Raw genomic sequence first — 8,779 nt, forward strand, 5'->3', positions numbered from 1 at the left:
TAGTTAACACTTTTAAAAGGTGCAACCGCAAAAAATGTGAGAGAGTGCAACCTGGAGAAAAATAGTATCCCTCTGCAATCAAATTTGATGTAAATGGTGTGTTAAATCGATTGTGAATAACCACCGCTTCCGGCAGGATACGGTCGCCCTGGTAAACATAACACCCTTGCCACGTTCCGGCAGGGTACAAAACGGCACGCTACGGTAGTGCCAATAAATAAATTTGGAGAACCTTGATGGCTATTAGCACACCGATGTTGGTGACATTCTGTGTCTATATTTTTGGCATGATATTGATTGGGTTTATCGCCTGGCGCTCAACCAAAAACTTTGATGACTATATTCTTGGCGGTCGCAGCCTGGGGCCGTTTGTTACGGCTTTATCAGCCGGCGCGTCGGATATGAGCGGCTGGCTGTTAATGGGGCTGCCTGGCGCTATCTTTCTGTCGGGGATCTCTGAAAGCTGGATCGCCATTGGCCTGACGTTAGGCGCATGGATTAACTGGAAGCTGGTGGCCGGGCGCCTGCGCGTGCATACCGAATTTAACAATAACGCGCTCACGCTACCGGACTATTTTACCGGTCGGTTTGAAGATAAGAGCCGAGTCCTGCGTATTATTTCCGCGCTGGTCATTCTGCTGTTTTTCACTATCTATTGCGCATCAGGTATTGTCGCTGGGGCACGACTGTTCGAAAGCACCTTCGGTATGAGCTATGAAACCGCACTGTGGGCGGGGGCCGCGGCAACCATTATTTATACCTTTATCGGCGGGTTTCTTGCCGTTAGCTGGACGGATACCGTTCAGGCCAGCCTGATGATTTTTGCGTTAATCCTGACGCCGGTGATGGTTATTGTCGGCGTAGGCGGTTTTAGCGAGTCGCTGGAGGTGATCAAGCAAAAGAGCATCGAGAATGTCGACATGCTCAAGGGGCTGAATTTTGTCGCTATTATTTCTCTGATGGGCTGGGGACTGGGTTACTTCGGTCAGCCGCATATCCTGGCGCGCTTTATGGCGGCGGATTCCCATCACAGTATTGTTCATGCGCGTCGTATCAGTATGACCTGGATGATTCTGTGTCTGGCGGGCGCGGTGGCGGTGGGCTTCTTTGGCATTGCGTACTTTAACAATAACCCCGCGCTGGCCGGGGCGGTGAACCAAAACTCAGAACGCGTATTTATTGAACTGGCGCAGATCCTGTTTAACCCGTGGATTGCCGGTGTTCTGCTGTCTGCTATCCTGGCGGCGGTGATGTCGACGTTGAGCTGTCAGTTGCTGGTATGCTCCAGCGCGATTACAGAAGATTTATATAAGGCTTTTCTGCGTAAAAGCGCCAGCCAGCAAGAGCTGGTATGGGTAGGGCGAGTGATGGTGCTGGTGGTAGCGCTGATCGCCATTGCGCTGGCGGCGAATCCCGATAACCGTGTGCTGGGGCTGGTGAGCTACGCCTGGGCTGGATTCGGCGCGGCATTTGGACCTGTTGTCCTGTTTTCTGTGATGTGGTCGCGTATGACACGTAACGGCGCGCTGGCGGGAATGATTATTGGCGCGGTGACGGTTATCGTCTGGAAACAATATGGTTGGCTGGATCTGTATGAGATCATCCCTGGCTTCATTTTCGGCAGCCTGGGGATCGTAATCTTTAGCCTGCTTGGCAAAGCGCCGACAGCAGCGATGCAGGAACGCTTTGCAAAAGCGGACGCGCATTATCATTCCGCGCCGCCGTCGAAGCTACAGGCGGAATAACCGACATGTCCGATAGCATTATTGCCATCGGACATATTTTACCAGGCGGCGTTATACGCCTGCCTGGTCCTCTGATAAGTCCCGGACCGATTGACTGAAGATGTTCAGGTAAATGAGGACGCTCTCTCAAACTATTTTTAGCCCTTGAGCGCCGTTAACGCGGCCGTAATACGTCTCGAGTAATCACTAACTGGCCATATATGAAATCGCCTGTTAATGGTACCAATAGCCTTGACGCAATAGAGTAATGACAAAAATTAAAACGAGTCAGCGTTACTGGCGTAAGTATGCCGCACAAAATTTTGCATAAATAATGCCGTTTTAGCGATGGGAGAGAGGACACGTTAATTACTCCATTTTAACCTTTTATATGTTGAATATTCAATGGGTTATGGGTGGTTTCACCATTAATACCCGCAGTAGCTAATGATTATCTTTTTTAGTCTCCTGCCGATGAAATAATCGTGTAATCTTTCTGTAAGAGACTGACAATGACGCAATAATGTTTGGTTAATACTTGGTGAATATATTGTTGCATTATTGATGTTTTGTGTTGTACTTAGTAGTAATAGCGGTAGTTCCCCGGCAGTGATGGTCACTCACTATGGAGATCGCGAATGGTAATGTCCGCACCAGGACACATTGTTTACAGTAGTTACAACACCCTGTACGGACATTCTCTCTCCGGTGGTGGTCTTGTCACCTTAAAAGCTCTCATCATTTCTCTTACTGTCCATACCCATGACGTCATATGTGGTGCGCGTAGCCGTGTGTGGCGTCGTTTCAAAAAGCAAGCTAAGGCTTACAAGGAAGCCAACCCTCAGATGTGTGTGCGCATAATCGCGTTCAAGAGAACGCGGGTGATGTATACCTACAACTCAAGGTGCTATCCATGGGAAGACAAAAAGCAGTGATCAAAGCTCGTCGTGAAGCAAAGCGTGTGTTGAGACGAGATTCGCGTAGTCATAAGCAACGTGAAGAAGAATCGGTCACGTCACTGGTACAGATGGGCGGAGTAGAAGCCATTGGCATGGCGCGCGATAGTCGCGATACCTCTCCTGTTAAGGCGCGAAATGAAGCACAGGCGCATTATCTGAACGCTATTGACAGTAAACAGCTTATTTTTGCGACCGGCGAAGCCGGCTGCGGGAAAACATGGATCAGTGCGGCAAAGGCGGCAGAAGCATTGATTCATAAGGACGTCGAGAGGATCATTGTGACGCGTCCGGTATTGCAGGCTGATGAAGATCTTGGTTTTTTGCCCGGTGATATCGCTGAAAAATTCGCGCCTTATTTTCGTCCCGTCTACGATGTCCTGCTTAAACGGTTGGGCGCGTCCTTTATGCAATATTGTTTGCGCCCGGAAATCGGTAAGGTAGAAATTGCCCCGTTCGCCTATATGCGTGGGCGTACTTTTGAAAATGCGGTCGTGATCCTCGACGAGGCGCAAAATGTGACTGCGGCGCAAATGAAAATGTTTTTGACGCGATTAGGCGAAAATGTCACGGTTATTGTCAATGGCGATATTACGCAATGCGACCTGCCGCGCGGCGTGCGTTCCGGGTTGAGCGATGCGTTGGAACGCTTTGAAGAAGATGAAATGGTAGGGATTGTGCATTTCAACAAAGACGACTGCGTGCGCTCGGCGCTTTGTCAGCGAACGCTTCACGCATACAGCTAATATAGCATTGACTTTCAGAGCCCGGGAGACCGGGCTTTGTTGTCTATCCCCGGTCAGGTGACTTAATACGAAAAAAAGCCCGTACTTTCGTACGAGCTCCTTCTTGAAGATGGCGGTGAGAGGGCTGCCATATTTACGTTCATTATCATTCGCATTAATCATAATTATTTCTTTATATACAATGCGTTGCCATTATTCTTTGTTCGCTGGCGTATTGCTATCTTTTCGTAAAATCGTCATTTTATGCAGTACAGGATGCATGGCAGAATAGTGGGGATTATGCCAAAGAAAGCCAGAGAACTGTCCGCCTTAGCCGTTTCCAGGCTTAAAGCGGAAGGTCGCTATGCTGTAAGTGGTGTTGACGGATTGTATCTACGGATCGCCAGACGCTCACGCGCATGGGGCCTTATTTATATGCTCATAGACTATATCAACTTCTGTGAAGGGATATTTTGCTTCTGAAATTGTCTTATAGCAACCAGTAGCATAGAGGTTATTGGTTCCTGCGATTAGCTCAGGTTTAATACTGACCGGTTTTACATCTAGCGGGAGTACTATCTTGCAATATAATTTTGTTACTTCTGAGGATGTATAACGGCATCGCTAAAAATGTTCTTTCTGGTATTCAAAACTATATGACACTGACCCTGGGAAGGATGGTTCATTATTGTTTTCTTTCATTATAATAAATCCCTCTAGATTATCTACATTTCATTTTTTAACATAAAATACATCACAACTAGAAAACCTAAATTAAAAGCCAATTTATATCCTTTAGATACCAGATTCTCTCCTTCAATAATTTTTTTAAGAAATGAGTTTTTGATATTTTCTTGGTTATATTTCTGATGGAACGATGCTCTCTTATTGATGCTAGCATCAATAAGAGAGAATACAAAAAAATACAAAAACAGATAACAGCCGATAAGAAAGCATATAGTTGACAATCGAGTGTATTGTAAATTATCATTTAACATAGTATTGATGCTGGAAAGTAGTAAAAAGCTATAACCCCAAATAACATCCTGATTGTTTTGTTATATTGGCTCATTTTAACCTCAGGCATTCGTTATTCATTTTATATTAGAAGTTTTTCTAATATTCGAACATTATAAATTTAATAGCCATGTAGGAATAAAATATAGCAATAAGAATCTCTAAAGAGGAACTTATCGTATATTTATGTTTCATAAATAAGAGTATTGGCTGTTTATTAATGTTTTTATTATTGTATTTAATGTGGAAGTAGTGTATCCCCCCAATCCCAATGTCTACTAATGAAAATGCATTATAATAAAAGAGTATATATCCTGATAATGCTACAAGGAACTTAATAAATATAATGCCATGTATATTATTTATATTCCTGATCAATAAAAAACAAATTAGCGAGGACTTTACGATGCCAAAAAAATCTAAATAAATTATTATGATACACCTTGATAATCTTGCCTGACAGTTTCATAAGATACCATTATCCACCAGTGTTAACATTTGTTTTCCCGGTCAATATAGCCCCCGATGTTGAACCCGTCAACTCTGGTAATACTGGCCAAGGGGTTTCAACAAAGGGGCTTGGTTATATATATCCCTCCAGGTCAATTCCAATACCCGGTGCTTTATTTCACCACACCCGCGATATTTTACTCATTGTTTAATGTCATTCTCATTACCTAAACGCCACAGTATCTATATTTGATTTATTTCACTGCAGGAAAAACTGAGCGCGTACCATTTACCTGATCATCCATATCGATATCTGACTCCATTTTATGCGTTTTCTTGTTTACGAATACGCTAAATATTCTGGGCGCAGTTTGAGGATCGCCCGAACAACTTCCACCATGTTTCTCCACAATATCAACAACATCTATACTGGGCTCACTATCCGGAATGTATACATAATCAACACATTGTGGTTCACGAACAAGTTTTTGTTTCTCAACTATATTTTTTACCTGCTGAGCAACAGGGGATAATTTTTCTGAATGCACATTGCTGGTTACAAGTATACACATCAGAGCAAAACCATAAATTATTTTTTTATTATGCCGCATACTAATTATTTGTCGACCTCACTGATTAAATAACTACGCAGAATAGTAGATCACTTTGAGTGAATTCAGCCCGGATTGTGCGATCTGATCAATCGCCAAAACAACCAAAATCACCAACCAGACGGCTTTGTTGAATAAATAAGATTTGAGATAAGCATCCTCGTAGTCGGTTGCTGCTGTCAGGCTATACGCATGCTTTCTGATATGCCGGTATTCCCTATAATATCAATTCTCTATCTTAACTTAGATAAATTTAATATTATAAGAAATGATTCGTTTTAAAGAAATATTATATGTTAATTCCTAAATTTTTTCGATGAAAAACATCAGGGGAAATAAATTTAATAAGATTGATATTTTCACTTGAATCCATGAAAATCACGATAACTAAAAAATCATGAAAAAACGTTAAAACTCTTCTTTCTGGCAACCCGTTTTGATTATCTTTTAACTCTTTTCCCAGCTTTTCTCTTAAGAATTGTAGATGGTCATTGAAATTTAATTTATATGGTAAGTCATCCTTGTTTTTTTGATAGACCACAAGTTCAGAAAAAACAAACTTCCCATCAGACTTGATGGGAAGCAAACTCTCAGACTCATAAGTGGATCTGATTCTAAAACCAAGAGAAACACTACCATCTGGAATATCAAAATATTCTATTCCACCTTTATCTTGAGGGCGATTTCTTATTCCATTAGTTATCAAATATAAATCAAATTGTGGATGAATAGTTGTAAACCTTAGAAAGCTAATGCATTCAGTAATATTCATATTATTTCCTTAAATATTTTATGATATGCTTGTTTTGGTTAAGTTGCTCATTAATATATTTATACCAATCAACCTTAGATAATTACGCTACGGATTTTTTATACGTCTCACTACATTCTAGGCCAGTTTACCAGCCCCGGCAGCATCTCCAGCTATTGGTATTGCAGCAAAAAGAGAAAAAACAGCCTCAACATAACTCCCTCGGCACAAGCTTATTCCTGCATTCAGCAGGTCAGGAAAAATGCCAGGCCCTGGAACAAGGCCAGCCACATCAAGTTCCGTCTGTAATCCATCTAACCAGCCATCACCTTCATTTTTTTCTGCCGGTGTTTCCTGTTTTACTGGTGGAGTTGCTTCTTCTGCGCTTTTTCCGATGCAGGGAACTATATCCAACAAATCTAAAAGATTCTCAAGAAAATAGTTGGGTTATTTATCATGTATTATATCATTCCTGTCTAAGTCTGTTATCTTTACATAGCCAGCCTCAGGTCAATATTCATCTATTTCAAGCCATTTCCAGAATTGATAAATCCCTCCTTTAGAAGCCTATAATATTAGGGGAAGATAACTCTCTCAGAATCATCAAATGTATTTGACAGTCCACTTTACTCAAATTTTCAATTTTTATTTCTCCGCCAAAAATGTATGCAGGTTCCAAACTAAACATTTCATTATCAGCTAATACGCCTAGTTGTTTAACTGCCCGGTCAAAAATGTAATTATCATTACAATCAAATAAATCAAACTCTTCAACACTTGAAAATGCAAGAAAAGATTCAATTTCACTATTTAATTCATCTGTTGTTTTTACCATAAAACCATTTTCGAAAAAAATTATTTGATTAAATAAAGGCTGAATCGTAATATTTCTCCCGGTAGACTCACCAAAAACATATAATTCGCCAAAGGCACTCCTGGCTATGACATGGTATGCGTCCATTTCTTTAAATGGAGTATCTTCTAGCCATATATTCAGTACATCTTCATACTCATCAGGATTGACAAGACTAAACAATCCATTTTTATACGTTCCCCATCCCTCTGTTTTCCAGTAAGAAAGTAGTTTATCCGGAAGAATTCCTTTCCATTTTGTCATACTTTTCTCTGGAACAGCGCTATAAGATGTAGCTTCTCCAAATTTCTCAATGAAGTAACTAAGGTCTTGATCTCGCATAATATTTCCCCCTGGATTCTAAGCCCTTTGCCCCGGCATAATACCAGTTTAACATTCATCTTTTCTCAAACATGGCCTGATTTAATGCTTTCATTAGGTGCTTCATCTGGTGTTTTTAGTCTTTCATTCTGATTCCAGCTTGCACCTGTTGAACTGTTGATACCACTAGAGGGGAAGCCGACGACAGCGGTTGCCGTCGGCGTTAATCCGTCCACATCCAGCGTAAAACGCAGGCCATTTTGTGACATAACCTTATCCTGGATTCATTGGCGAAAAAGGAATCACGGCCCGTTCGTGGCAGTGGGGAGGGCAGGCGTTTCAGACACACTACCGCCGAAGTTTCTGGCATCCGCCATCTCCCATATATGAAACGTAACAGACGTAACTCATTGCTGGAACGGGTTTTTTGTCTCCGTTTCCGGACAAAAACAGCATCCTGCCATTAAGGCGGAATGCTGTGGATTTAACGGATTGGAGGTGATTTACACACGCTTACCGAATACGTAGTCAATAACGCTCAAGCTTGGGTCTTCCCGGATATAGCTTTTGAGACGGATGTAGAAAGCCATACCGCTATGACGCTATGGAGGCTGGTGTCGACGCTGGACACTGCCATTCTCAGTCTTATTGGTGAAAACAATATTTCCGAAGACCAGGAACGCTACATTTCGCGGGATGGAAGCGGCTGATACTAAAAAACCACAGGCCTGGAAGACGAGAACCGACGACTCAAACAGATTTTGCTGACTTCAATCTGGAATGTTGGGCGCTAAAAAATGTAACTCATAGATACCCATAGATGTTGAATGATGGTAGTACCTGAAGAAACGGGAAAATCATTATCAGCGGATGGTAATAAAAGACGGTGAGTACATGGAATGAGTGAGAAGGAGAGCTAAAATCAGTCGTGTCCAGCGAAAAAGGGGCATTGCTTCCGAGGTGATCATGGGCAGGGTAGGGTATGTGAAAGCAGGTTATCGATGGCTCAGATGGCACACTTTTTTGGTGCCGATCCAGACCATGCCAGAACCTATTTGTGCTGAACGGCGAAATTGCCTGCTGGAGATTTTAAAAAGTTAAGTCGAGAAAAATACCGAAAAAGCGTGGCATTCAGATGCAAAAAAGCTCGTTTATACGAGCTTCTTTATGCAGCATTTTATGCAGGACAAAACTAATATTACATTGTAAGTGATTGATTTCGTATCGAATATGGCGGTGAGGGGGGATTGACTCGCTGCGCTCGCCCTTCGGGCAGTCTCCTCGCAGGCTCGTCGTCTGTCCAACTGGCTGCGCCGCTACTCAGCCCATCCCTGGGCCTCGCCCCTTCGGGGCCAGAGCAAGCTCTGTTCA

At 42.6% G+C, this 8,779-nt stretch carries 7 protein-coding genes and 1 pseudogene; 3 read left to right on the forward strand and 5 right to left on the reverse strand.

Annotation, left to right across the window (positions count from 1 at the left end; all coding sequences use genetic code 11):
• Nucleotides 1-236 precede the first annotated feature (236 nt).
• The 3 genes and pseudogenes from putP to NBA72_RS19390 all read left to right on the forward strand — a co-directional run.
• Nucleotides 237-1,745 carry a sodium/proline symporter PutP gene (gene putP / locus NBA72_RS19380; protein WP_001018467.1) on the forward strand — a complete coding sequence of 503 codons (1,509 nt, stop codon included), beginning with the start codon at nucleotides 237-239 and terminating at the stop codon, nucleotides 1,743-1,745.
• Between the two features lie 892 nt (nucleotides 1,746-2,637).
• Nucleotides 2,638-3,426, forward strand: a complete 789-nt coding sequence (phoH, locus tag NBA72_RS19385) for a phosphate starvation-inducible protein PhoH (RefSeq protein ID WP_000533527.1) — start codon at nucleotides 2,638-2,640, stop codon at nucleotides 3,424-3,426.
• Between the two features lie 279 nt (nucleotides 3,427-3,705).
• Nucleotides 3,706-3,861, forward strand: a pseudogene (locus NBA72_RS19390) (integrase); the annotation flags it as partial.
• Nucleotides 3,862-5,126: 1,265 nt separating this feature from the next.
• Here NBA72_RS19390 and NBA72_RS19395 read toward each other — a convergent pair.
• The 5 genes from NBA72_RS19395 to NBA72_RS19415 all read right to left on the reverse strand — a co-directional run bounded on the left by NBA72_RS19395 (nucleotide 5,127) and on the right by NBA72_RS19415 (nucleotide 7,677).
• Nucleotides 5,127-5,483, reverse strand: a complete 357-nt coding sequence (locus tag NBA72_RS19395; protein ID WP_001805614.1) for a hypothetical protein — start codon at nucleotides 5,481-5,483, stop codon at nucleotides 5,127-5,129.
• 289 nt (nucleotides 5,484-5,772) lie between these two features.
• Nucleotides 5,773-6,255 (reverse strand): hypothetical protein, encoded by a 483-nt coding sequence (locus tag NBA72_RS19400; protein WP_001027752.1) that lies wholly within the window; start codon nucleotides 6,253-6,255, stop codon nucleotides 5,773-5,775.
• Between the two features lie 117 nt (nucleotides 6,256-6,372).
• Nucleotides 6,373-6,651: a hypothetical protein gene (locus NBA72_RS19405; protein ID WP_137963483.1), complete on the reverse strand. Its 279-nt coding sequence runs from the start codon at nucleotides 6,649-6,651 to the stop codon at nucleotides 6,373-6,375.
• Between the two features lie 142 nt (nucleotides 6,652-6,793).
• On the reverse strand, nucleotides 6,794-7,429 hold the full coding sequence (locus NBA72_RS19410) for a GAD-like domain-containing protein (protein ID WP_042949613.1): 636 nt from the start codon (nucleotides 7,427-7,429) through the stop codon (nucleotides 6,794-6,796).
• 65 nt (nucleotides 7,430-7,494) lie between these two features.
• Complete coding sequence (locus tag NBA72_RS19415) at nucleotides 7,495-7,677, reverse strand: hypothetical protein (RefSeq protein WP_170318147.1); 183 nt, start codon at nucleotides 7,675-7,677, stop codon at nucleotides 7,495-7,497.
• Nucleotides 7,678-8,779: the final 1,102 nt, after the last annotated feature.

Source organism: Salmonella sp. NW1250 (genome assembly GCF_051812965.1).
GTDB lineage: Bacteria > Pseudomonadota > Gammaproteobacteria > Enterobacterales > Enterobacteriaceae > Salmonella > Salmonella enterica.